This window comes from Algoriphagus aquaeductus (assembly GCF_003253485.1).
GTDB classification, from domain to species: Bacteria; Bacteroidota; Bacteroidia; order Cytophagales; family Cyclobacteriaceae; genus Algoriphagus; species Algoriphagus aquaeductus.
On sequence record NZ_QKTX01000002.1, the window covers coordinates 66,851 to 89,360 of the forward strand.

Consider the following 22,510-nt stretch of genomic DNA (forward strand, 5'->3'; position numbering starts at 1 on the left):
TTAACTTAAGGCGGATTTAAAACCCTAACTATGCAGTACTTTCCAAAGGTCATGGTAGGCCTGGACCTCACTGAGATGGATGATATCCTGATCAAAAAAGTAGTAGCCCTTTCCAAATTTCTTGGAATCGAAAAATGCTACTTCGTACATGTGGCCAAAAACCTCGAAATTCCTCAAGAAATACTTGCCCTATATCCCGATCTGATCTCCCCTACTGATGAATCGATCGAGGCAATGATTCACAACAAGCTGAAAGAACATTCTTTTCCAAAAGATATCGAGGTGGAAGCATTTGTAGAAGAAGGAAGTCATCCTTTGGATACTTTTCTCAGATGGGCCAAGCTGAAGGACGCCGACCTGATCGTCATGGGAAGAAAAGAAGACTTGCCCGGAAATGGAGTTTTAGCTGATGGTGTGGCCAAAAAGGCGCCATGCTCCATCTTACTTCTCCAGGAAAAACGGCCTGTCAAACTCCCAAAAAAGATCCTCATCCTCACGGATTTTTCATCACACAACCACATGATTTATGAGTTTTCGGAGCGGGTTGCATCCACTGCCGGAGCCGAACTTATTCCTTTGCATGTGTATGAGGTACCCACCGGCTATTCAAAGACCGGAAAAACCTATGAAGAATTTTCGGAGATCATGAAGGAAAATGCCAGGAAGGATTTCAAAAAATTTGTCTCCAAGCACGAAAAAACAGATTTGGAATGTGAGCTGCTGCTCAATGATGGAAGAAATATCGGAATACAAATCACTGAATTTGCCAAAAAGGCGGAAGCGGATGTGATTCTTTTGGGTTCGAGAGGAAGAACTGCCTCAGCAGCTATCCTCCTTGGCAGCACCGCTGAAAAGCTCATCCATGCCAACAAACTGCTCCCCATGCTTATCTTCAAAAAGAAAGGAGAAACCATGGGATTCTTTGATGCCTTGTTCAAAATCTAGGAGTCAGAAATCAAAAAACTTGCACAAAAGCCCTCCCGAATCAACAGGAGGGCTTTTGTATGACAAAGGTTTTGAGTTAAGAATTCGAGCAAATCAAATCCGAAAAGAATCTGCGCTCAATAGGCATTCTCCCGGTTGAAAAGCAGTTCATAGACTGTTTTCACCATAATCTCCATATCCAGGAGAAAAGACCAATTATTGATATAAAAATAATCCAGACGCACACGGGATCGGATTTGATGAGGATTCTCAATTTCTCCCCGGAAGCCTCTCACTTGAGCCAAACCGGTAATGCCCGGCTTAATCTTATGCCTGGAGTTGTACCGTTCAATTTGAGTACGGAAGGTTTCATTCATTGGAATGGTGTGAGGCCTGGGGCCTACAATCGACATGTCTCCCATAAGTACGTTGAGAAACTGAGGCATCTCATCCAACGAGGTATTTCTCAAAAATGAACCGATTCTGGTGACTCTGGGGTCGTTTTTTGTCGCCTGAAGGGTGTCCGCATAGTCATTGGGAGTCATCGAGCGAAACTTAAGACAATTGAATACCCGATTGTTGATGCCATTTCTCTTCTGAATGAAGAAGACCGGACCCCGAGACTCCAACTTGATCAGCAATCCCACCAAAGGAATCAGCCAAGACAAGATGAAAAGAGTAACCAACCCTGCAAAAACCACATCAAATACACGCTTTGCAAAGCTGTTCAGCGGGTTGTCAAGTGGAATTTCATTGACATTGATGACAAAAAAATCTCCATATCGGGAGAAGGAAAGATTCTTCTCCAATTGCAGACTTCTTCCGGGGATCATTTTTACCTTGATGTAATTCTCATCTGCAAATGCAATGATTTTCTTGACCAAAATAGAATCTAGCTGCTCATGGATGTAAATCAGGTCTAGATCAAGATGGGGAGCCTCTTCAAAGAAAGACACAATCCCTCCTCGAGTCTGATGGCAATCTGCCTGATCGTCGAAGTATCCCAGAAAATTGATTCCAAAATCCTTCCTGATTTTGAACACATCCGCCAGTTTGGGACTCGTTCCTCCTTTTCCCACGATGACTGCATTGCGGTAATTATTTCCTTTGGCCCGATATTGACGCAAGACCATGTGTACCCCGACACGAAAAGTCCCCATGATTATCCCCAAAGTGAGGCCTAAGGAAACAATTTGAATCCAACGGTATGGACCAGCTTGCAAGGGCGTCCAAAGGATGGAGGTGACTCCCAAAAACCAAAGCAGCGTAACTGCTAAGCTTTTGAGTGTCTGATCGTACTCATCCGTCCTTCCGATTTTGTAGTCTTTCCTCAAGGTGGAAATCAGCATCCAAAGAAGCCCAAGGGGTAAAAACGCAGGAAATTCAACACCTTGGAAGATGCCCATCTTTTGCATGAACCAATTGGCCATTGCCAAAGTCAGCAATGAGGCCAAAAAATCACTCGCAGTAAACAGCCAAGGGAAATACGTATCAAATCTTCTCTTCATAAAAATTTGCAATTACAAGCACTATTCTCGCCGTAGCAAAAACCAGACAATTCAGAAGTTCTTGAATAGAATTGCGCGATAAAATTAAGAAAGAAATTCTCAAGCATTATTACTTTTGGCTTTATTTATCATACTGCGATCTCCCATCCCTCTTTCATGCGTTTTATTTACGAACTTTTTTCCTCATCGGATAACCCAAATTCACTTGGGGCAAAATTCAGAGCCAAAAGGCTCAAAAAATTTGAAAAGCTATTCTTTAGGAACTTTAATCCCGAAAAAGAGATCAGAATTCTCGATGTGGGCGGCACAGATTATTTCTGGAAAAACAGTCAAATTCCATCCCTTCCGAGCGTACGCATCACGCTGCTCAACCTTCACACCGAAAAAACCACCCATCCGCATATTCAGGCCGTCCAGGGAGATGCCACCGATATGAAGGAATTTGCCGACAAAAGTTTCGATTTGGTCTTTTCCAATTCCGTGATTGAGCACCTATTCACGCTGGAAAATCAACATAAAATGGCCGCTGAAATCCGCCGGGTCGGAAGGAAATACTTCATTCAAACCCCGGATAAATATTTTCCCATCGAAGCGCATTACGCCTTGCCCTTTGCTCAGTTTCTTCCCAAGGGGCTCGTGTTTTTTCTTTTAACCAAGACCAGACTCAGCCGACTGAAACGCTGGGAAAAAGAGGCTGCACGACAGTATCTGGATGAAATCCGCCTGCTTGATGAGCAGGAGATGAGAGCGCTGTTTCCGGAGGGAAAAATACTCAGGGAAAAAGCCCTGGGACTCACCAAATCGCTCACAGCCCACACCTTGCGCTAGTCTGCAAACTGCAATCTCACCAAATTGGAATAGAATCCGGCGGAGTTTTGCAAAAGCTCCTGATGGCTTCCCTGCTCCACTATTTTGCCTTCGCTGAGCACATAGATACAGTCCACCTTTCGAATGGTAGCCAATCGATGGGCAATGATCAGGGTAGTCCGCCCTTTCATCAACTCATCCAATGCCTCCTGCACCAGGGATTCAGATTCGGCATCAAGAGACGAAGTCGCTTCATCTAAGATCAAAATGGCCGGATCTTTCAAAATCGCCCTCGCAATGGCTACCCGCTGCCGCTGACCTCCCGAAAGCTTCACGCCACGCTCACCGACCAAGGTATCCAAGCCTTCCGGAAACTGGACAATAAACTGCCAGGCATTGGCCTTTTTGGCAGCCAATATGATCTCCTCTTCGCTGGCTTCCGGTTTGGCATAGGCGATATTTTCCCGGATTGATCCGCCAAAAAGCAACACTTCCTGGGGGACAATGCCGATTTTGCTTCTCAATGCTTTCAAATCCCAGTCCTTGACCTCTCGCCCATCTACTTGAATACTACCCTGATCTACTTCATAAAATCTAGAGAGCAACTGGATGATCGTGGACTTGCCTGCACCGGAATGTCCAGCCAAGGCTACCTTTTCTCCGGGTTTTATGTGAAACGAAACCTCTTTCAACACTTCCACTTCGGGCCGTGTAGGATATCTGAATCTTACTTTTTCAAATTGAATTTCTCCCAAAAAATTGGTAGAGGTAATCCCGGACTCTTCTTCAGCTTTCTCATTCAGGATTTCCAGTACCCGCTCAGAGCTCCCGATGGCCTTTTGTAGCTGACTGTAGATATCTCCCAATCCTGCAATCGATCCGCCGATGAAGGTGGTGTAAAGGACAAAGGACACCAATTCGCCCACACTCATCTCACCTGAAGCCACCAGGCTGGCTCCGTACCACATCACCCCGACGATTCCTCCAAATAAGGCAAAAATGATAAAGGAAATAAAAGCGCCTCGATATTTGGCCGTCGTCAAAGCGACACCCAAGACCTTTTCCAAGCCCTTGCTATAGCGATTTGACTCATATGACTCCCCGACAAAGGATTTTACTGTGGTGATGGATTGAAGGGTTTCTTCCACGATGACATTGGCCGCAGCCAGTTCGTCTTGCGTCTTCTTGGAAAGCCTTCGGATAAATTTGCCGAATACCATCGCAATAAGAATCAGCACCGGAAATGTGCCTAACATGAACAGGGTAAGTTTGGGTGTGTTAAACAACAAAAATCCAATGCCTGCAACGAGAGTGATAACCTGTCGAAAAAGCTCCGCCAAGGTGGTGGAAAATGTATCCTGAAGCTGACTGACATCCGAAGTGATCCTGGAGATCAATTCTCCTGTTCTTCTTTTGTCAAAAAAACTCATCGGAAGACGGACCAATCGCGAATACAGGGCTGATCGGATGTCTCGCATCGACCGCTCCGACACCCAAGCGAAAAGCCAAACTCTGAAAAATGAAAATATACTTTGGACGGCCAAAATTCCGATCAGAATCAAGGCTATACTGTTCACGTCGCTGACAACCCATTCCCCTCCCTGAGCGGTATCAATCAGCTTCCCTGCCACAAAGGGAAATGTCAGTAAGGTGAGGGAAGAAAAAAGCAGGAAAATAAGGCCGGAAAAAAATGCCCAACGATAGGGCATCAGAAACCGAAATATCCCACCCAGTTTGCTCAGATTCTGCTTATTCAACTTCCGCTTTTCCTCAGGCTCCAGTGCAGTTCCGCGTTTTTTGGCCATTTCTATCAGGTGTAATTAAGTTGGCAAAAGTAGAACTTTCAAAATTTAATTAGCAATAAAGACAAAGATGTGTTCGACCTCAGCATTTAAAATCCAATTCTTCGAGCCAATACCTCACCCAAAGCAGCCGAATGCTTGAAGCCATGACCAGAGCAAGCTGAGACAAAAAGAAAATCAGAATTGCCTTCCATGGGCTCGATGACAAACTTGGCATCATCAGTCACGGTGTAAAAGCAAACCTTGGAGCGGACAAAATTTCTTTTCAAGCCTTTGATCTTCCCATTTATCTTTTTCTCCCAAAAAAAATCCTGCTCTTCTGAGCTGACTTCACGGACTACTGCCGAGGGATGGCCCACATCCAAGAATGATTCGGAGGCGATTTTTACTGTATGCCCATCCAAGGTGGGAAAACCATAGATGAAATCCTCAGGTTGAGGACCAAAACCCCACATCCACACCGGGTAGGAAGCCCAGTCCGTGATACCCGGCTCAATCTCTAGCCAATGGAGCACTTGTCTGCAAATCTTGAATCGTGGGAGCTCATTAGAAGGTAAAAAATCCTTGATCCAACCTCCTGCGGTCAAGATTACTTTTTTTGCTTTTACCTCCGCATTTTCCAATTGAAGGTGAAATCCGTCTTTTGATTTCCTGACGGAAAGAACCGGAGCATGGTATCGGATTTCTGCCCCATTTTCCTTAGCCAGTTGGAGCTGAGTTTGAATCGCCAATTCGGGTCGGAGAAAACCCGCCTCTCGCTCATGATACACTTTACCGGAGGGAGGAATTTGAAATGCCGGAAATTGATTCATGAGCTCTGCATGCGTAGGAAGCTGATGTTCAACGCCTTGATTGTTGGCAAAACGTACCGTCCTGTCCCAGAACCCCTCCGATCCATGTTTGGACCAAGGATCCTGACCCGAATCAATCAACAGACCTCCTGTCCGGGTTTTGATGGATTGACCCGAAAGCAGCTCCACCTCCTCCCAAATTTCATGGGAACGCTTGGCAAGACTGACATATTCTTCCCCTTCGCCCACCGCCAAACGGGTGATACGAGTTTCTCCGTGACTTGAGCCCCAAGTATGAGGAGGTTCAAATCGGTCTATTCCTATGATTTTGGCACCGGTTCGGCTTAATTGGTAAAGGGTCGAGCTACCCACTGCACCTAAGCCCACGACAGCCACGTCAAAGATTTCCGCTTCCATCCCAGAATAATAAGACAAAAAATTCTGATTATACGCTATTTTGCCTGTCAACGAATTCCCTTTGATTTTGGGTCTGAAGGCCGAAGACCAAAGATGTACAAAAACTTGTCGTAATCTTGATCTTCAAATGTTTAAGATGAGTGACTGGCAAAGTTTCGTATATCCATAAAAAATAAAGCCGGAGAAATATTCCGGCTTAGGGATTAATTCTTTCCCATTTGTGCATCGATGAGTTCCCGCTTGAGCTTTCGCTCTCTTTCCAGGGTGTTTTTACGGTGTTGATCAAATTCTTCCTGCACGAGCTCCAGATCTTGCTGCGCCTTTTTGATTCGGCCGAAACTTCTGAAAAACTGGACAGAGAAAAACCCAAGTGCAATTCCCAGACCCGCCACCAGCATCCACATCATGGAAGAGTAGACGGTTTTTTGGATAGGTATGCCGAGAAAGGAAAAGCTGTCCTTTTCTTTGATTGCTTCATTCTTCTCAATTTCGGCCTTTTCCAACTTCTCAGCCATGGCTTGAATAGAATCATTCCATACGGCTTGATTGGTTTTTAGGTCTACCACCTCGCTTCGAAGAACTTTCAGCGAATCCATAATATTTGATTTTAGCTTCTCCAGATTGGCTTTTTTTACCACTTCATATTCTTGAAAATTGTTGGAAACCCGATAGATGTATTCAAACTGACTGGCAATGGTTCCAGAATTGAGCGAATTCTGAGTGGTGGTGGTATCTTGGGCATTTACAGCGGAATGAAAAAGGAAGAAAACCACGACGAGGGTTGGGGGTATTAATTTTATCATGGGGCGATTGAATTTAAACTATCGGACCTTGGGTTTCAATAAACGTGCCTTTATTGACATGTTATCGAGTTTTTAAAGTCCCAAATGGAAATTTTTTTCCGGTGGAATTCTGAAAACCAAGCTTTTACACTTTTCCAACACAACAATCCGTCTTTTACAGCACAAAAAACATAATTCGAAGGATTGCCTTGAAAATGACGAAAGGAATACCAAATTTGAAGGATGCGCACCTGTTGCTTTTTGCTCCTGTTTTTTCTGATGGCTAAGAGCTTGGCTCAACAGATCGTTCCCGATCCTCAAAGAAGGAAAGTCGGACTGGACGCCTATGAAAAAAACGATCTCCAACTGGCCTTCGTCCTACTGGATTCCTGGCTGAGGGATCATCCCAATGATGGAGAAATCTACCTTTACCGGGGAAGAATACGAGAGCGGTTTAAAGAATATGATTTCGCTGAAATTGATCTGACGGCCTACCTTACTTTCTTTCCTGAGCAGGGAGAAGTATATCTGGAACGGGGCCGGATCAGGTATCTTCAAAAAAGGTATGAATTGGCAAAAGAAGATTTCAATGCCTACCTCAAATTGCCCAGGGGAGAAACCACCCAGATTATCTACCAGAAATCGGCCACAGGAAGCGGTTTCTCGAGGATGTTTACACCGCAAACTCCCAATCCTGCGCATGCTTATTACCATTTGGGGCTATGCAGCATGCAACTGAAGGAGTATACCCAATCCTTGACTTATTTAGACTCCGCCATTTACTACCAGCCCGATGATCCGGATTTTTATTCCGAAAAGGGGAAAGTCTTGGCACTGATGGGGGAAAAAACCGAGGCCAAAACGAACTACCTAAGAGCCCTCGAACTTAACCCTGACCATTTTATTTCCCGACAGCGGATGGTCTTCCTGAGCCAAAATACGGACGAAGAAGCTTTGGAAGAACTCACCCTGGCGATTGCCAGTGCACCCGAAAATCCGGAAACCTACAAACAGCGAGGATTCTATCGGCTGAGTCATCAGGATCCTAAAGGCGCCAAGGAAGATTTTCTCGAAGCCATCCTGCTCGATCCCAATGACGATCAGATTTGGTTTTATTTGGGAAAATCCTGGGTAGATCTGAAAAATTTCAGGGAATCGGAACGTGCCTTTGCAAAAGCGCTGGAATTGGACCCTCAAAACGTGGAAGTTCTTCTCACCAGAGGTCAATCGAGGTATCGAATGAATGAATTCAGAAGTGCTTTGGCGGATTTTACATTGGTGACCTTCTACGATCCAAATCTGGCCAGCGGATACTATCATAAGGGAATCACCATTCATCGGATATCCGGTGGCAAGTCTGCGTGTGCAGATCTTAAAAAGGCAATGGAAATGGGGATGCCCGAAGCACAAACCGCCTGGAACAAAATCTGCAGGGCGAATTAGATTTTGTGGATGTCCGTGTCTTTTTCCGAAGCTTATCTTAAGGTGTAGAAGACCAGGTCAGCCTCAAGTTTTTGGGTATCTTCGGTCGCCTGTGCAGAGCGTTGTGGAAGCACCCGACCCATTAATCAATGTGGATTTGGCCGGTGGTGCATTTGGGGACCATCACCTTAGATTACAACTCCTTGACAGTCTCCACCTGAGAAGCAATCCAAGCCGGCCTCCAAGAAGCAAGCAGCGTGATCGACACTACTGCAAGGCTTATCCAGACGAAATCAACGACATTGATCCTGACCGGATAAGCATCCACCACGCCGGAAGAAATTCCCAAGGTGATCAGCCCAAATGTCTCCTGTACCCAGACGACCACAAAACCCAACACCAATCCCAATAAAGCGCCTGAAAAAGCAATCATAGCCCCCTGCTTCAAAAAAACGCCACGAATCAGGCTGTCTTTCGCTCCCATGGATTTCAGGATGGCGATGTCTTTCTTTTTCTCGATCGCGAGCATGCTCAGGGAAAAGAAAATATTGAATGAGGCGATTGCCAAAATGAAGGTCAACGTGAGGAAAACGAAAAGCTTTTCCAATTTGACGGTGCGGATCAAGCCGGCATGCTGCTCGTCAGCATTTTTCACCAAAAAATCAGGGCCAAGGTGCCTGACCAGGTTTTTTTGAACTTCAGCTATTTTGTATTCCTTTTTCACCTTGATCTCAAGGGAAGTTCGCTTTTGCCCATAGTTTAAAAGGTCTCTTGCAAATTCCAGCGGAACAATTACAAATTCATTGTCAAATCGCTGTTCAATGCTGAAGAATGCCCGAGGCTCGATCTGTGCACTGGTATAGAGCTGGTTGGGATCAATACTGCCCGCTGATCGAGGCGCCTTGGGATAATATACTTTGAGGGAGGAGTTGACTTCTCCCAAATTGACAGAGAGAAAAAAACCAAGTCCTCTACCCATAATGGCACCCGGGCGAAGGGGAGTCCCCAAGGTAGTGTCTCCCCAGAAAAACCCTTTGGAAAAACGGCCTTGCTCCAGAAAATTCTCAGATACCCCCTTGAGTCGAGCCACTTGCTGATTTCCCCGATATTCAAGCAAGGCATTGTCTTCGATCACTTCGGTGAGGATATCCACGCCTTCCAGCGTTCTGATAGACTCCAGCCACTCCTCTGTTGCCACAAAACTCTTTCCTTTGACAGGCTCCACCTTCAGCTCCGCATCAAAACTGGCAAAGATACTTCGGATCAAATCCTCAAGTCCATTGAAAACCGACATTACCGCGACCAAGGCCATGGTACTGATGGCTACTCCCACCATGGAAATAATGGAAAGCACAGTAATGAAATTTCGTTTTTTCTTACTGCGAAAATATCGCCCGGCAATGAAGGAACTGGTATTCACGAGGATAAACAGGATTAATCTTCCTCTTCTTCTTCCTCCTCTGGTGCAGGGGGAATATTCAAATCCGAAATCACCTTATCCATGTGCTGCGCATAGCTGGCAGAATCGTCAGGAAAAAAGGCTAACTCAGGAATTACACGAACCGTCTTGCCAATACGCTTGGCAAGGGCATGGCGAATTTCCTTTTTGTGATCATTGATCGAATCGAAGAGCGTCTTGGAATCTGCCATCAAAAAGCTGAGGTAAGCCTTGGCAAAACCCAAGTCGGGGCTCATCATAACCCGGGTGATGGTCACCATTGCTCTTCCCACGAGTGGTTTTGCTTCTTTCTGAAAGATGTCTCCAAGCTCCTTTTGGATCAATTTGGCATATTTTTGTTGTCTTTTGCTTTCCATATAAAGTATTTGTGGTACAAATTTAGCGAAATACTTGGGCAAGCTTTAATTTCGACCCAATCCAACTCAACCTCCCTGATATACCTTGCTCAGTTTTTTTAAAGTAAACGATCCCTTTCGACTTATAGGAATAGTATTCTACCTGATTTTGTTCGGGATGGTTGTGCTGTGGTTCTTTCCTTTTCCCACTACCGAACCCAAATTGCTCTGGATGGTCCTCGGAGAGCGATTGACCCAAGGGTATTCCCTGTATCAGGATGTCATGGATGACACCGGCCCCCTGTCCGCCGGCATGTTTACCGCCATCCATTACCTCTTTGGTAGAAATGAGTTGGTTTATGATATTCTGGGAAGATTATTGGTGTTTTCCCAGGTCTTTTATTGGAATACCATCTTGATCCGTTACCGGGTGTTTGACGAAAACACTTACTTACCAGCGATCATCATGGCTGCACTGTATCATTTTTCCTTCGATATGATGAGCTTGTCTCCCACTTTGTTGGGGAGCACTTTCTTGATGCTGGCACTTGGGCAGCTTTTTTCTCAGACTGTCCTTCAAAAAGAAACCAGTGAATCCACCCTTTTGATTGGCATTTATGGGGGATTGGCGACAGGCTTTCACCTGAACTTTATCCTGTTTTTGCCTTATATCATCTTCACGGGCCTTCTGATTTCCGGTTTTTCAATCCGGCAGTTGTTCCTGGCCCTGGTTGGATTTTTCCTTCCCATTCTGTTGATTCTGGTGTTTTATTTCTGGAATGACGGACTGGAGGAAGCGCTTCAAATCTGGCCTATGATTTTTTCTTATGAGGGATATGATTACCAGCCCTACCTCAGCTGGGCAGTCCCGGGAATATTACCGATTTCACTTGCTTTGGCCGGTTTTTTTGTCGGCTCTTTCCTCAGAGGAGCGACCATCAATCAGCAAAAACAAAGACAATTGATCATCCTTTGGTTGATTTTTTCAGCCTTGGTGTTTCTGTTGGTCAAAAGACAAGCCTCTTACCAATTGCTGATTTTCATTCCGGGACTCACCTATCTCATCACTCAGTTTTTTCTACATTTCAAAACCGGCATGATTGCCAGATTTTCATTTGTTTTATTGGTGCTTGGCCTTCCCATCGGAGGAATTGCCTATTGGAATTCAAGAGTGGAGACAGACTCTCGGTATTTTATTCACCCGGTTAAAGATCTTTCTATTCCGGCAGGCCGAAGCCTTATGATTATGGGTAATGACGCATCCGGGTATCAAGAAACTCCTTTAGGCGGTCCTTTTCTCAACTATCATCTGTCTAAATCCTACCTGTCAAAAGAAAAAACATTGGCTCAAAAAGCTCAGATCTTTCAAAAAATCACCCAACAAAACCCGGATTTTGTTTTGGATAAAGATGGTCAGTTCAAATCCTTGTTAGAAGAATTGCCGGCTTTGAAGGAATATTATCAGGAAATAAGTCCAGGTGTTTTCTCTTCCAAATAAGGCGAGTCATGACCTATCCTAAAGCTTGGTCCATTTACCTTTTTTAACAAAGTAATAAAAGACAAAACCGGTTATACGTCGTTACATTTAGTCTATGAATAAGTCTTTAATAAAGTCAATTGCAGTCCTCGGTATCGGAGGAATGGTATCAGGATGCAGCACTTCGGCCTGGATTACGGCCGACTCACTTTCTTACCAGAGCACAAGCCCCAGAATATCTGAATTGAGTGAAGCTCAGTCCCAGCGTTGGGGGCACCTGGATTTGGTCCGTGATACAGTCCCGGGGATGAGTGTCAATCGGGCCTATGAAGAATTAATCAAAAAAAAGAAAGGCCAGCCGGTCATTGTCGCGGTGATTGATTCAGGCATAGACCTATATCATGAAGATTTAAAAGACATCCTTTGGGTCAATCCGGAAGAAAAACCGGGAGATGGAATAGACAATGACGGCAACGGATACGTGGATGATGTCCACGGATATAACTTTCTGGGAGAATCCTATCACGAGCAATTGGAATTTGCCCGAATCCTGAGACTGAAATTGGGTGATGAAGCCCTTCAGCAAAAAGCCCAAGAGGAGCTTCAAGCCAAACTTCCCGAAGCCAAAGCCGCACTTCCCCAACTCCAGCAAATAGAACAATTTGTCAATCAGGCTCATCAAAATATTCAAAAGAAACTCGGTAAAGCCTACTACTCTTTGGACGATCTGGAACAGTATCGACCTCAATCTCCCCAAGAAGAACAGCAGGTTGGGATTTTGAGTCAGGTGATCGGCATGGGGCAGGACATTCCTTCCGCGCTGTCGGATCTCCAAGATGGTATCAAGTATTACCAATCCCAGGTAAACTACAATCTGAACCTTGACTTTGACGGAAGGAAGCCAGTCGGGGATAATCCCTATGACTATGCCGACACTCCTTACGGCAATGGCAATCCGAATATCCGAAACGGGGAAGAAAGCCACGGAACCCATGTGGCCGGAATCATTGCTGCTGTCCGAAACAACAAAAAGGGCGTAAACGGTGTGGCTCAATCGGTCAAAATCATGAGCCTGAGAGCCGTGCCGGATGGGGATGAATATGACAAAGACATCGCATACGCGATCCGATATGCGGCAGACAACGGCGCCAAAGTAATCAATGCCAGCTTTGGCAAAAAATTCTCCCCCAACTCGGAATGGGTGTATGACGCCTTGAAATATGCCGCATCCAAAGACGTCTTATTTGTCCACGCCGCGGGAAATGACGGAAACAATCTCGATGACCCTGAAAATCCCAACTTCCCTAATGACCATTTGGGCAAAAACGCTCCGGAAATTGTGGACAATTACCTGACCGTTGGGGCATTGTCACCGGTGTACGGATCCAATATGATTGCCTCATTCTCCAACTATGGAAAAGAGAACGTGGATATTTTTGCTCCGGGAGATCAGATTTACTCGACTATGCCTGGTAGCGAGTATGATTTCCAGGGTGGAACCTCCATGGCCGCCCCTGCGGTAGCAGGAATCGCCGCCATGATCCGTTCGTACTATCCACAACTTACGGCAGCAGACGTTAAAAAAGTCATTATGGAATCCGGTTTGGCGGTTCCGATCCGGGTGAAAGTGGGAGAGGAGGAAAAAACCCTAGACCAACTCAGCAAATCCGGAAAAATCGCCAATCTCTACAATGCACTGATCTTGGCGGGAAAAGTGGCTGCCGGGCAAGACTCCCTGTAAGTCAAGCCCCTGCTCACAAAAAAGCCCTTGGAGTTTAATTCAAGGGCTTTTTTGTGCGTTTTTTATTGACAGGCGATCTTATTGACCCGATTCTGATGCCTTCCGCCTTCAAATGGAGTGGTCAGGAAGATTTCTGCCAGTTTTTCTGCCAATTCATACGAAATGAAACGGGCCGGGAGAGCCAAGACGTTCGCATTGTTGTGCTGTCTAGCCAAGGCCGCCAACTCTTCATTCCAGCAGAGTGAAGCGCGGATTCCCTGATGCTTGTTTGCCGTAATCGCCACGCCATTTCCACTGCCACAAATCACGATTCCCAATTCAAATTCACCTTTTTCAATGGCAGAAGAGAGGGGATGCACGAAATCAGGGTAGTCTACCGAAGCTGAAGAATATGGGCCAAAGTCTTTCACTTCATACCCTAAGGAGGTCAATTTCTCCACCAATTTTCCTTTGTATTCAAATCCGGCGTGATCCCCGCCGATAGCGATTTTCTTTCCCATTTCAATTACGATTCTGATTCACGGTTTTGATCAAACTCAGCCTGTTTGAGTGCCCTCTTTTTTTCCAGCCTTTTGGCAATCATAATTCCGACTTCATAAAGCACCAAAATAGGCATAGCAATCAATAATTGGCTGATCACATCAGGAGGTGTAATAATCGCCGAAACGACCAAGATCACCACAATAGAATGTCTCCTGTAGGCTTTTAGCATTTTGGAGGTCACCAACCCAGACATGGAAAGGAAATAGACCACCACCGGCAGCTGAAACATAATCGCAGATGCCAGCACCAACATGGTCAGTGTAGTCACATAGGAGGTAATGTCAAACTCATTGGTGATACTCGGATCCAATTGATAGTTGGACAGGAAATTGATGGAAAGGGGGGAAAGTACATAATATCCAAAGGCAGCACCTGTCAAAAACAACAAGCTCACGAAAAACACCGCACCACGGGCGGCATTTTTTTCCTTATCATACAATCCCGGGCTGATGAATTTCCAAACCTCCCAAAAGACATAAGGAAATGCAGCAATGAACCCCACCACAAAACTGGAAGTCATGTGCATGGAAAATTGCCCTGTCATCTGTCTGCTTTGGATCGTAAATGGGAGTTCGTCGATACAAAGAGCAGCAATACCAAGCGAATTGCCCAGGTCACACAGCACTCTGTACGTGAGGAAATCGACCTTGGAAGGACCCAGGATAATTACCCCAAAAACGATACTTTTTGCTAAAAAAGCAGCAACTGTGAAAATCAAAACTGCTGCTACGGATCGAAGCAAGTGCCAGCGCAATGCTTCCAGGTGATCCAAAAAGGACATTCCTTCTTCCTCCTCTTGATATTGATCTAATGCCACGTTGGGATGCTAGTAATTAGTATAGGGGAAATTGTACCATCCACTGATTGACCTCCGCTTTGATGGCTGCGAGCTCAGATTCATTGGAATGGTTTTGAAGTGCGCGATCGATCAATGCGACGATTTTCCGCATGTCCTCTTCCTTCAGACCTCGGGTGGTGACAGCAGCGGTACCCACACGCATGCCTGATGTCACAAAAGGAGACTTGGTATCGAAAGGCACCATATTTTTATTGATCGTGATATCCACTTTGCCAAGAGTCTCTTCCGCAAGCTTTCCTGTCAACTCTTTATTCCTAAGGTCGATCAGCATGAGGTGATTGTCGGTCCCACCGGAGATAATCTGATATCCACGAGATACGAACTCTTCTGCCATAACGGATGCATTCTTTTTGACTTGAATCACATAATGCATGTACTCATCTGAAAGCGCCTCTTCGAAAGCCACTGCTTTGGCCGCAATGATATGCTCCAAAGGCCCACCCTGAGTTCCCGGAAAAACGCCCATGTCCAGTAAAGCAGACATTTTACGGATTTCTCCTTTTGGTGTGGTCAATCCCCAAGGATTGTCGAAGTCTTCTCTCATCATAATCAAACCACCTCGAGGTCCTCTGAGGGTCTTATGTGTGGTGGTAGTGACGATGTGGCAATGCTCCAAGGGGTCCTTGAGCAATCCTCTCGCGATCAAGCCAGAGGGATGAGAAATATCTGCCAAAAGAAGTGCCCCGACCTCATCGGCGATTTCTCTGAGTCTTTCATAATCCCAGTCTCTGGAATAAGCAGAAGCACCACAGATGATCATTTTGGGTTTCACGGCCAAGGCCTTTTCTTCCACCTTGTCGTAATCAATGACACCGGTTTCTTCTTCCACTCCATAAAAATGAGGCTGGTAAAGTTTTCCGGAAAAATTGACCGGAGAGCCATGCGTCAGGTGACCTCCATGCGAGAGATCAAATCCCAAAATGGCATCGCCAGGCTTCAGACAAGCCAACATTACCGCGGCGTTTGCCTGAGCTCCGGAGTGAGGCTGAACGTTGGCCCAAGTTGCCCCAAAGAGTTTCTTGGCTCGATCGATAGCAATCTGTTCGATTTGATCGACGACTTCACAACCGCCGTAGTAGCGCTTCCCGGGAAGTCCTTCGGCGTACTTATTGGTGAGTACACTCCCTGCAGCTTCCATGACCTGCTTGGAGGTGAAGTTTTCGGAAGCGATCAGTTCGATGCCTCTCTTCTGTCTGTCTTCTTCTCTGTCGATCAGATCAAAAACAAGCGAATCTCTTTTCATAATCGGGGGTTTGAAAGCAATGAAATGGTAATGGACTTCTCTGGAGTCCTTGATATAGGAGCCCAAAAATAGCCCGAAAGTCCTTATTATCCAATGTGGAAAAACAGATGTGACCCAGCAAAGAAGAAAAGTTATCGGCCGACAAAAACCGGGATTGGGAAATGTCCCAGAAATGGGTACTGAGGCCTAAATTCCTTCCGAATATCAGAGGCAAGGAGAAGCTTGGATTGCTCAGATTATATCCCGGCAGAATAAAATCAAGAACACATGAGCTAAATAGGTTTTTGTCAGAAAAGGTAGTTTTCCGAATTTTCATTGGTGGATATAGTTTATCGGAAGCCTATAGATCATCGTTTTTAGCTTCCGGGATGAACCGTTAGATTTGGGAGAGAAATACTCAGGATTGCCCTACCGCAATGAACCTTTATCTCACCATTCCGTGACCATGATTGATTTCAAATTCAGACCAAGCCATTTTTTCACAGAAGAAACCACCTCTGTCCAACTGGTCAGACTTCATTATCCCGAAAGTACCTGGGGCGAACAAATCAGTCTCTATGCCCATTGGGTCGAAGGCAAAATCCAATACGAGGCAGTGGATTTTTACGGAAATGACTATGTCATTTATCCGGGAAGCAGCTGGGAGCCGCTAAATTTGGAGGATATGATTTACCTGATTGAAGGCATGCAACTCAACACCGACACCCATGATAGCTCCATGGAATTGGTACTGGACGGGATACCTCAGGCAGAAAGCACCTACTATCCACAGTTGGAACAATACTTTTTAGAAAAGCGAAAAAATTATGGATTAGATTAAAAGTCCATAACGGGTGTGGTAAAGCCTAAAGCCATGCTTTGACGAAACCAGCACTCGTAGATTTCAAAATCAAGGCAGTCATTAAGTGTGATCCCTTGAAACGTTAGCTTTTTCAGCTGATCCTTTGGCAACCACGCCCGAAGTGAAGCCGCTTGGTCGAAAGACATTTGAGAAATTTGGATCCACTTTTTGCCTTGGATAAAAACGGGAATAAGTTTCGTCATCGGTTCAATAAATTCAATTCAAAAGTACGCTGGTAATCAGTATACTAGCCGAATTCCAAATTATTTTTATGTTAAACCTTATCCTTCCTCAGTATATTCGGACATGACTGGAGCTTTGGTCGCTTTTCTGTGCTTATTCTTGGGTTTGGTCCTTCAAAAGGTGGACAAATTCCCTTCAGAAAAGGCAGCCAATTGGGTACAAGCCTACCTGATCTATATCGTCCTTCCAGCACTAGCACTCCTGTATATTCCTAAAATCCAACCTTCTTGGGGATTATTGATCCCTGTCTCGGCTGCTTGGTTTACTTTTTTACTTTCCTGGGGCATTTTTGGATACCTGGGAAAAAAATTGAATTGGGGAAAAAATGTAACCGGATGTCTCATCATCGTGGCGGGCTTAGCCAATACCTCCTTTTTGGGTTTCCCGGTGATCGAAGGTTTATATGGAAGGGAAGGATTACCCATTGCGTTGCTGATCGATCAAGGAGGTTCGTTTTTATTAGTCTCCTCGCTGTCAATTTTGGTAGGATCCCTGTATGGGAATCACAGTGAAAGCCTGAAACAAGTCCCGCTAAAAATCTTAAAGTTTCCGCCCTTTGGATTTTTAGTCGGAACGCTGATGATGAGTCTGTTTCAGATCCCAACGCCGGAGGTGTTGATCCCCAGTCTTCAAATCATCGGTAAAACGATGCCATCCATGGCTTTGCTTGTGATCGGCTTGCGGTTTTCGGTGGATCTGCAATCCATTTCTTCCAAGTTTTTCTGGTATGGACTGGGATATCGGCTGATTTTGGCTCCAGCCCTGGTTTGGCTTATCTATTCTCAGGTGATGGACAGCCGTTCTCTGGAATTTAAAGTGACCGTCTTGGAAAGCGGAATGGCTCCCATGATTACGGGTTCTATCATTGCCATCCAGTTTGGGCTTCAGCCTCGACTGGCCAGTCTACTCTCAGGGCTTGGAATGCCGATTTCGGCCATTTCGTTGGCTATTTGGTATTTTCTTTTAGGATAACCCCATCCCAAAACTGTCCCAAGACTTCCAGAAACTCCCCGTGGATTTTCGCATTGCTGGCGACGATATTTCTCCCGAAAACAAAATCATCTCCTCCCGCAAAATCCGTCACGCTTCCTCCCGCTTCCTGAACCAAAATCACACCGGCTGCGACATCATAAGAATTCAGATTGTATTCAAAAAAGCCTTCGGTTCTTCCGGAAGCCACATAGCACAAATCGACGGCAGCTGAACCCATTCTCCTGAGCCCATGTGATTTTTGCATCAGGGACTTCATCGAATTGAGGTAACGGTCGATCAGGTCAAAATTGTAATAGGGAAAGCCCGTGGCAATGAGTGAAGCCGAAAGATCTGGAGCCTGACTCACCCGGATTCTGGTATCATTGCAAAATGCGCCTCCTCCCTTCATCGCATAAAAACACTCGTGCCGATTCACTTCATAGACCACGCCCATAATTACTTCTGCGTTCTCCATTAAGGCAATACTGACTGCAAAGACAGGGATCCCATGAATAAAATTGGTAGTCCCATCCAAGGGATCGATGACCCAGTTGTAGGTTTCTCCTTGCGTAGTATTCGTTCCCTCCTCGGTAATAAATCCTGCCTCAGGAAAAATCACACTCAACTTCTCCACAATCTGACGTTCTGCTTGTTTGTCCACATAAGACACCAGGTCATTGAACCCCTTATGCTCCACCTTTTCCACGTCAAAATGTTGCCTTTCTTTTCGGATAAAAGCTCCGACCTCTTTGGCGATTTCTTGGGTTTGTTCCAGCAGTTGACTGAGTATTTCTTGGGTAATCATATGGAGATAATGGTAATTACAAAGTTTGTCTAGCTTCCTGAATACAATTTCTTGTATCTCAAGTCGAGTCTCTTGATTCTTCTGCCCTAGTTATTCTTTTTCCAAGCAGCATGTTTTTTCTCCTGCTTTTCTTCGCGTGTTTCTTTTACCTCAGGGCATCCGGCTACGACAAGCACAATTTCTCCTTTCAGTGGATTAGTCTCATAGTAATGAACCAGTTCGGTCAAGGTCCCTCGGACATTTTCTTCGTGAAGCTTGGAAAGCTCTCTGGACACGCATGCTGGTCTGTCAGGCCCGAATGCCTCCGCCAACTGCTCCAGGGTCTTGATCAGTCGATGTGGCGATTCATAAAAAATCATGGTGCGCGACTCCTCCAAGAGCGAATCGATCCTGGTTTTTCGCCCTTTTTTGTGCGGTAGAAACCCTTCGAACACAAAGCGGTCATTGGGCAATCCACTATTGACCAATGCGGGAACAAACGCAGTGGGACCGGGAAGACATTGGACATGCAGCCCTGAGGCAATCACCTCTCTTACCAACAGAAAACCCGGATCAGAAATGGCAGGAGTCCCCGCATCACTCACCAAGGCAAATACTTCGCCTTTTTTCATCCGATCCACCAGCTTTTCCACGGCCTTGTGCTCATTGAAAATATGATAGCTCTGGAGTGGCCTCGTGATTTGAAGATGTTTCAGAAGGATACCACTTGTTCGGGTATCTTCCGCAAGAATCACGTCCACTGATTTGAGCGTATCAATGGCTCTTAGGGTAATATCTTTGAGATTCCCAATCGGAGTAGGAACCAAATAGAGACTGACCGTCACTTCACTCATTTTTGAATCCCATCAATGGCCTTCGCGAGTTGGCGATCTTTTTCAGTGACCACATTGCCTGCGTCGTGCGTAGTCAGCTCGATTTCTACTGTATGATACACGTTACTCCAATTGGGGTGATGGTTATGCTGTTCGGCAAGAAATGCCACTCTTGTCATAAAAGCGAATGCCTCCTGGAAATCCCCAAAAATGAACTTCTTTTTCAACCGGTTATTTTCTTCTATCCACATATCCTAAACGTTAAAGCGAAATGACACCTTCGATCTGAGCGGCCTTCTCATAGACTTCTATGACCAAATCTGCACTGACAGCCATCATTTGGACAGTGGTACTCACGTATTTTCCCCCACTGCTGGGCTTGAGACTCACTTCATGACTGGGAAATAAGGCCTCTATTTCCTGTACTTTACCGGCAGGAACAATGAATTTGAACATGTAAAGCATGGGAAATTGGCCCACTGACTCGAGCTTTTCCTTGAAGGCCTGCTTATCAAATTTACTTTTCATAATCGAAAATACTCCTTTCTTCCAAGATTCTATAAAACAAAAAACCCATGTCTTTCAACATGGGTTCCTTGGAGTATTCGAATTAGAAATATTTGTATCGATAATCTTTCACATTGGCCAGTTCCTGTAGGGCCATCATGATTTGATAAGTCATTCTCTGAGAAGCGCTTTGACTCAATTGAGCCTGATATGAGGTGTAATCACCGATTTCAGAGGCAGGAGTAAGGCTGTTCAATCGACCAACTACTACGCCGATATCCTCTTGGATAGGCTTGGTGATCTGACCACTTGCTCCCAATCCGAAAATAGAACCGATTGCTTTTGGCGCGAATCCGATCCCCGGGATCACCGAAGTGCTCAATCTTAAACCGGGAACATCATTGAGAGAAGCATCCGGAAATACGGCCTTCATCTCTTCCAAGGTGGTTTTTCCTGCAAGTTTCTCCTGAATCATTGCCGTCTTTTTGTCATTCAGCACGAGCTGCTTGACTTGGTCTTTCACATCTTCAAGCTTGGCTTTGCCTTCTTCTTTTCTGCTTACCAAAGTGGCTACCACGTAGGAATTGTCCAATTCGAATACCGGAGAAACCTGTCCAACTGAAGCATCACCAAACGCCCAAATCACGACTTCTCTTGCATTGGCGATGTTGTTGATATTTCTCGAAGAAGCATCCACATTGTTAGCCTGAAGGATTCTGTAATTCTTATCCGTGGCGTTCTCGGTAAATTGATTTCTATTCCCGCTTTCAGCAGCAAATGAATCCGCATTTCGGAATGCCTCATTACGGGTCATATCTGAAGCGACCAACTCCAATTCCAAGACCGCAAGTTTGGTGTAAGAGGATTGAGGAAGTTCAGTGACTTCGATGATATGGTACCCATATTCTGTCTCCACCAAATTGGGAAGAACACCGGTTGATTTAGCAGCATAGGCCGCATTGGCAAATGGCTCTACGAAGTCTGCCTTTGCAAACCATCCCAAATCTCCGCCGTTTTGAGCAGTTCCATCCTGACCATACTGGCGAGCGGCCAAAGCAAAATTGCCATTGGCTTTGATGTCTGCGAGTACTGTTTCAGCTTGTTCTTTTACAGATGCTTTCCCTGCATCATCCATTCCTTCTGTGCTGAACAGAATGTGAGAAGCCCTCATTTTTGGAGTGCCTTCATATTGATCTGTGACTTTGTAGGTCACGTAGGAGGAATTGGAAGTGACAAATGGACCATAGGTTTCACCTTTGGTGATTTGCTCTACATTGGAGGTCAATGAAGCTGGAAGTTGATCGCCCGGTTGGATGGTTACAAAAGGAAACTGAAGCTCTGAATTCTGGCTTACAAACGCGGAATCATTTTCAGCATTTCTTAAACCTTCTGTCAATTCTGTGATTCGGCTGATCACTGCCACAGAGTCTTCACCGCTTGGAAGAATGCTGAAAGACACATACTCCAAGTTGGCAGAATTTCCCACTTTAAATTTTTCCTGATTTTTGGACAAATACGCAGAAAGTTCGCTGTCTTGGATCGTGACATCCCCGTCAGGAATCACATAGAAAGGGACAAATAAAACGGTAGCTTCCGCAATGGAGTTGGCAGATTTATGCTCCAATTTGGCTTCTGCGGTAGTCGCATATTCGGAAGTAGCCAAGAGGTTGTCATATTTGACGCGATTTCTTGCCTGAGCAAAAAGTTTTTCCTGTTGAGCCCAAGCGGCTTGCTGAGCCGGATCGGCGGTCTCCAAAGTCTGAAGGAAAGAAATCAATTGAGACTTATCAAACTGTCCTGTCTGTGGATTGATCAATTGCGCTCTGAGTTCAGGGACGATATTTTTGCCCTGTACCATGTCGATGAGTTCGGCATTGGAAACTTTCAATCCCAATTTTTCATACTCCTCGTCAAATACTCGCTCGACAATCAAGGCTTGCCATGCCTGCTCACGAACGGAAACCATCTCCGGTTCTGAAGGCACCCGCCCGGAACGCTGCTGGAAAGAAATTTTGTATTCCTCTACTTTTTGGGCAAACTCTTCCAGCGTGATTTCTTCACCTGCAATCTCCCCGACAATATTCTTATTGGTATTCAACAGGGAAGAATTAGGACTGAGAAGATCCCCACCCAAGAGGAATAAAATCAACCCGCCGGCGATTACACCGATTGCGAGACCTGTTCGCTGTCTTATTTGCTTAATTAACGCCATTGTTGATA

At 45.4% G+C, this 22,510-nt stretch carries 21 protein-coding genes; 7 read left to right on the forward strand and 14 right to left on the reverse strand.

The window, feature by feature from the left end; all coding sequences use genetic code 11:
- The first annotated feature begins 30 nt into the window (after positions 1-30).
- A complete protein-coding gene (locus CLV31_RS02600; protein ID WP_111391327.1) occupies positions 31-945 on the forward strand; it encodes a universal stress protein in 915 nt (304 codons plus the stop codon).
- A gap of 116 nt (positions 946-1,061) precedes the next feature.
- On the opposite strand, the gene CLV31_RS02605 is transcribed toward CLV31_RS02600, so the two are convergent.
- Entirely contained in the window at positions 1,062-2,432 is a 1,371-nt protein-coding gene (locus CLV31_RS02605) for an exopolysaccharide biosynthesis polyprenyl glycosylphosphotransferase (RefSeq protein ID WP_111391649.1), read from the reverse strand.
- Between the two features lie 156 nt (positions 2,433-2,588).
- Here CLV31_RS02605 and CLV31_RS02610 point away from each other — a divergent pair, with 156 nt between their 5' ends.
- Positions 2,589-3,260 (forward strand): methyltransferase domain-containing protein, encoded by a 672-nt coding sequence (locus tag CLV31_RS02610; RefSeq protein ID WP_111391328.1) that lies wholly within the window; start codon positions 2,589-2,591, stop codon positions 3,258-3,260.
- Here CLV31_RS02610 and CLV31_RS02615 read toward each other — a convergent pair.
- The 3 genes from CLV31_RS02615 to CLV31_RS02625 all read right to left on the reverse strand — a co-directional run bounded on the left by CLV31_RS02615 (position 3,257) and on the right by CLV31_RS02625 (position 7,052).
- Positions 3,257-5,044 carry an ABC transporter ATP-binding protein gene (locus tag CLV31_RS02615; RefSeq protein WP_111391329.1) on the reverse strand — a complete coding sequence of 596 codons (1,788 nt, stop codon included), beginning with the start codon at positions 5,042-5,044 and terminating at the stop codon, positions 3,257-3,259. The two genes, CLV31_RS02610 and CLV31_RS02615, sit on opposite strands and share 4 nt — an antisense overlap.
- 86 nt (positions 5,045-5,130) lie before the next feature.
- Positions 5,131-6,249 (reverse strand): N-methyl-L-tryptophan oxidase, encoded by a 1,119-nt coding sequence (gene solA, locus CLV31_RS02620; protein ID WP_111391330.1) that lies wholly within the window; start codon positions 6,247-6,249, stop codon positions 5,131-5,133.
- Positions 6,250-6,452: 203 nt separating this feature from the next.
- On the reverse strand, positions 6,453-7,052 hold the full coding sequence (locus tag CLV31_RS02625; protein ID WP_111391331.1) for a hypothetical protein: 600 nt from the start codon (positions 7,050-7,052) through the stop codon (positions 6,453-6,455).
- Positions 7,053-7,274: 222 nt separating this feature from the next.
- Here CLV31_RS02625 and CLV31_RS02630 point away from each other — a divergent pair, with 222 nt between their 5' ends.
- Positions 7,275-8,474, forward strand: a complete 1,200-nt coding sequence (locus CLV31_RS02630) for a tetratricopeptide repeat protein (RefSeq protein ID WP_111391332.1) — start codon at positions 7,275-7,277, stop codon at positions 8,472-8,474.
- 172 nt (positions 8,475-8,646) lie between these two features.
- Here CLV31_RS02630 and CLV31_RS02635 read toward each other — a convergent pair whose 3' ends face one another.
- Together CLV31_RS02635 and rbfA are read right to left on the reverse strand one after the other, a co-directional pair.
- Entirely contained in the window at positions 8,647-9,873 is a 1,227-nt protein-coding gene (locus tag CLV31_RS02635) for an FtsX-like permease family protein (RefSeq protein ID WP_245943306.1), read from the reverse strand.
- A gap of 14 nt (positions 9,874-9,887) precedes the next feature.
- Positions 9,888-10,268, reverse strand: a complete 381-nt coding sequence (rbfA, locus tag CLV31_RS02640; RefSeq protein ID WP_111391333.1) for a 30S ribosome-binding factor RbfA — start codon at positions 10,266-10,268, stop codon at positions 9,888-9,890.
- Positions 10,269-10,479: 211 nt separating this feature from the next.
- On the opposite strand from rbfA, the gene CLV31_RS02645 reads away from it, so the two are divergent.
- Both CLV31_RS02645 and CLV31_RS02650 read left to right on the forward strand, forming a co-directional pair.
- On the forward strand, positions 10,480-11,745 hold the full coding sequence (locus CLV31_RS02645; protein WP_181452555.1) for a hypothetical protein: 1,266 nt from the start codon (positions 10,480-10,482) through the stop codon (positions 11,743-11,745).
- Between the two features lie 94 nt (positions 11,746-11,839).
- The gene (locus tag CLV31_RS02650; protein WP_111391335.1) at positions 11,840-13,465 is read left to right on the forward strand and encodes a S8 family peptidase; all 1,626 of its coding nucleotides are present in this window, start codon (positions 11,840-11,842) and stop codon (positions 13,463-13,465) included.
- A gap of 62 nt (positions 13,466-13,527) precedes the next feature.
- Here the strand turns inward: CLV31_RS02650 and rpiB are convergent, their stop codons facing one another.
- Genes rpiB through CLV31_RS02665 form a run of 3 tightly spaced genes read right to left on the reverse strand, consistent with a single transcriptional unit; the run spans position 13,528 to position 16,110 of the window.
- On the reverse strand, positions 13,528-13,965 hold the full coding sequence (gene rpiB / locus CLV31_RS02655) for a ribose 5-phosphate isomerase B (protein WP_111391336.1): 438 nt from the start codon (positions 13,963-13,965) through the stop codon (positions 13,528-13,530).
- A 5-nt stretch (positions 13,966-13,970) separates the two neighbouring features.
- Entirely contained in the window at positions 13,971-14,825 is an 855-nt protein-coding gene (gene tatC, locus CLV31_RS02660) for a twin-arginine translocase subunit TatC (protein WP_111391337.1), read from the reverse strand.
- A gap of 16 nt (positions 14,826-14,841) precedes the next feature.
- The gene (locus CLV31_RS02665) at positions 14,842-16,110 is read right to left on the reverse strand and encodes a serine hydroxymethyltransferase (protein WP_111391651.1); all 1,269 of its coding nucleotides are present in this window, start codon (positions 16,108-16,110) and stop codon (positions 14,842-14,844) included.
- Positions 16,111-16,555: 445 nt separating this feature from the next.
- On the opposite strand from CLV31_RS02665, the gene CLV31_RS02670 reads away from it, so the two are divergent.
- Both CLV31_RS02670 and CLV31_RS02680 read left to right on the forward strand, forming a co-directional pair.
- Positions 16,556-16,930 carry a UDP-glucuronosyltransferase gene (locus tag CLV31_RS02670; protein WP_111391652.1) on the forward strand — a complete coding sequence of 125 codons (375 nt, stop codon included), beginning with the start codon at positions 16,556-16,558 and terminating at the stop codon, positions 16,928-16,930.
- 327 nt (positions 16,931-17,257) lie between these two features.
- Entirely contained in the window at positions 17,258-18,166 is a 909-nt protein-coding gene (locus CLV31_RS02680; RefSeq protein ID WP_111391339.1) for an AEC family transporter, read from the forward strand.
- Here CLV31_RS02680 and CLV31_RS02685 read toward each other — a convergent pair.
- The 5 genes from CLV31_RS02685 to CLV31_RS02705 all read right to left on the reverse strand — a co-directional run bounded on the left by CLV31_RS02685 (position 18,141) and on the right by CLV31_RS02705 (position 22,502).
- Positions 18,141-18,971 carry an inositol monophosphatase family protein gene (locus CLV31_RS02685; RefSeq protein WP_111391340.1) on the reverse strand — a complete coding sequence of 277 codons (831 nt, stop codon included), beginning with the start codon at positions 18,969-18,971 and terminating at the stop codon, positions 18,141-18,143. The two genes, CLV31_RS02680 and CLV31_RS02685, sit on opposite strands and share 26 nt — an antisense overlap.
- Before the next feature lie 86 nt (positions 18,972-19,057).
- Positions 19,058-19,804: a 16S rRNA (cytidine(1402)-2'-O)-methyltransferase gene (gene rsmI / locus CLV31_RS02690; protein WP_111391341.1), complete on the reverse strand. Its 747-nt coding sequence runs from the start codon at positions 19,802-19,804 to the stop codon at positions 19,058-19,060.
- Positions 19,801-20,034 (reverse strand): 4a-hydroxytetrahydrobiopterin dehydratase, encoded by a 234-nt coding sequence (locus tag CLV31_RS02695; protein ID WP_111391342.1) that lies wholly within the window; start codon positions 20,032-20,034, stop codon positions 19,801-19,803. The genes rsmI and CLV31_RS02695 overlap by 4 nt, the downstream gene beginning before the upstream one ends.
- 10 nt (positions 20,035-20,044) lie before the next feature.
- Positions 20,045-20,311: a DUF493 domain-containing protein gene (locus CLV31_RS02700; RefSeq protein ID WP_111391343.1), complete on the reverse strand. Its 267-nt coding sequence runs from the start codon at positions 20,309-20,311 to the stop codon at positions 20,045-20,047.
- 82 nt (positions 20,312-20,393) lie between these two features.
- Positions 20,394-22,502: a peptidylprolyl isomerase gene (locus CLV31_RS02705; protein ID WP_111391344.1), complete on the reverse strand. Its 2,109-nt coding sequence runs from the start codon at positions 22,500-22,502 to the stop codon at positions 20,394-20,396.
- Positions 22,503-22,510: the final 8 nt, after the last annotated feature.

Bases quoted from the DNA above. Each gene is read 5' to 3' on its own strand.
- CLV31_RS02600 (WP_111391327.1), top strand. From the start codon at position 31: ATGCAGTACTTTCCAAAGGTCATGGTAGGCCTGGACCTCACTGAGATG.
- CLV31_RS02605 (WP_111391649.1), bottom strand. From the start codon at position 2,432: ATGAAGAGAAGATTTGATACGTATTTCCCTTGGCTGTTTACTGCGAGT.
- CLV31_RS02610 (WP_111391328.1), top strand. From the start codon at position 2,589: ATGCGTTTTATTTACGAACTTTTTTCCTCATCGGATAACCCAAATTCA.
- CLV31_RS02615 (WP_111391329.1), bottom strand. From the start codon at position 5,044: ATGGCCAAAAAACGCGGAACTGCACTGGAGCCTGAGGAAAAGCGGAAG.
- solA (WP_111391330.1), bottom strand. From the start codon at position 6,249: ATGGAAGCGGAAATCTTTGACGTGGCTGTCGTGGGCTTAGGTGCAGTG.
- CLV31_RS02625 (WP_111391331.1), bottom strand. From the start codon at position 7,052: ATGATAAAATTAATACCCCCAACCCTCGTCGTGGTTTTCTTCCTTTTT.
- CLV31_RS02630 (WP_111391332.1), top strand. From the start codon at position 7,275: ATGCGCACCTGTTGCTTTTTGCTCCTGTTTTTTCTGATGGCTAAGAGC.
- rbfA (WP_111391333.1), bottom strand. From the start codon at position 10,268: ATGGAAAGCAAAAGACAACAAAAATATGCCAAATTGATCCAAAAGGAG.
- CLV31_RS02645 (WP_181452555.1), top strand. From the start codon at position 10,480: ATGGTCCTCGGAGAGCGATTGACCCAAGGGTATTCCCTGTATCAGGAT.
- CLV31_RS02650 (WP_111391335.1), top strand. From the start codon at position 11,840: ATGAATAAGTCTTTAATAAAGTCAATTGCAGTCCTCGGTATCGGAGGA.
- rpiB (WP_111391336.1), bottom strand. From the start codon at position 13,965: ATGGGAAAGAAAATCGCTATCGGCGGGGATCACGCCGGATTTGAATAC.
- CLV31_RS02665 (WP_111391651.1), bottom strand. From the start codon at position 16,110: ATGAAAAGAGATTCGCTTGTTTTTGATCTGATCGACAGAGAAGAAGAC.
- CLV31_RS02670 (WP_111391652.1), top strand. From the start codon at position 16,556: ATGATTGATTTCAAATTCAGACCAAGCCATTTTTTCACAGAAGAAACC.
- CLV31_RS02680 (WP_111391339.1), top strand. From the start codon at position 17,258: ATGACTGGAGCTTTGGTCGCTTTTCTGTGCTTATTCTTGGGTTTGGTC.
- CLV31_RS02685 (WP_111391340.1), bottom strand. From the start codon at position 18,971: ATGATTACCCAAGAAATACTCAGTCAACTGCTGGAACAAACCCAAGAA.
- rsmI (WP_111391341.1), bottom strand. From the start codon at position 19,804: ATGAGTGAAGTGACGGTCAGTCTCTATTTGGTTCCTACTCCGATTGGG.
- CLV31_RS02695 (WP_111391342.1), bottom strand. From the start codon at position 20,034: ATGTGGATAGAAGAAAATAACCGGTTGAAAAAGAAGTTCATTTTTGGG.
- CLV31_RS02700 (WP_111391343.1), bottom strand. From the start codon at position 20,311: ATGAAAAGTAAATTTGATAAGCAGGCCTTCAAGGAAAAGCTCGAGTCA.
- CLV31_RS02705 (WP_111391344.1), bottom strand. From the start codon at position 22,502: ATGGCGTTAATTAAGCAAATAAGACAGCGAACAGGTCTCGCAATCGGT.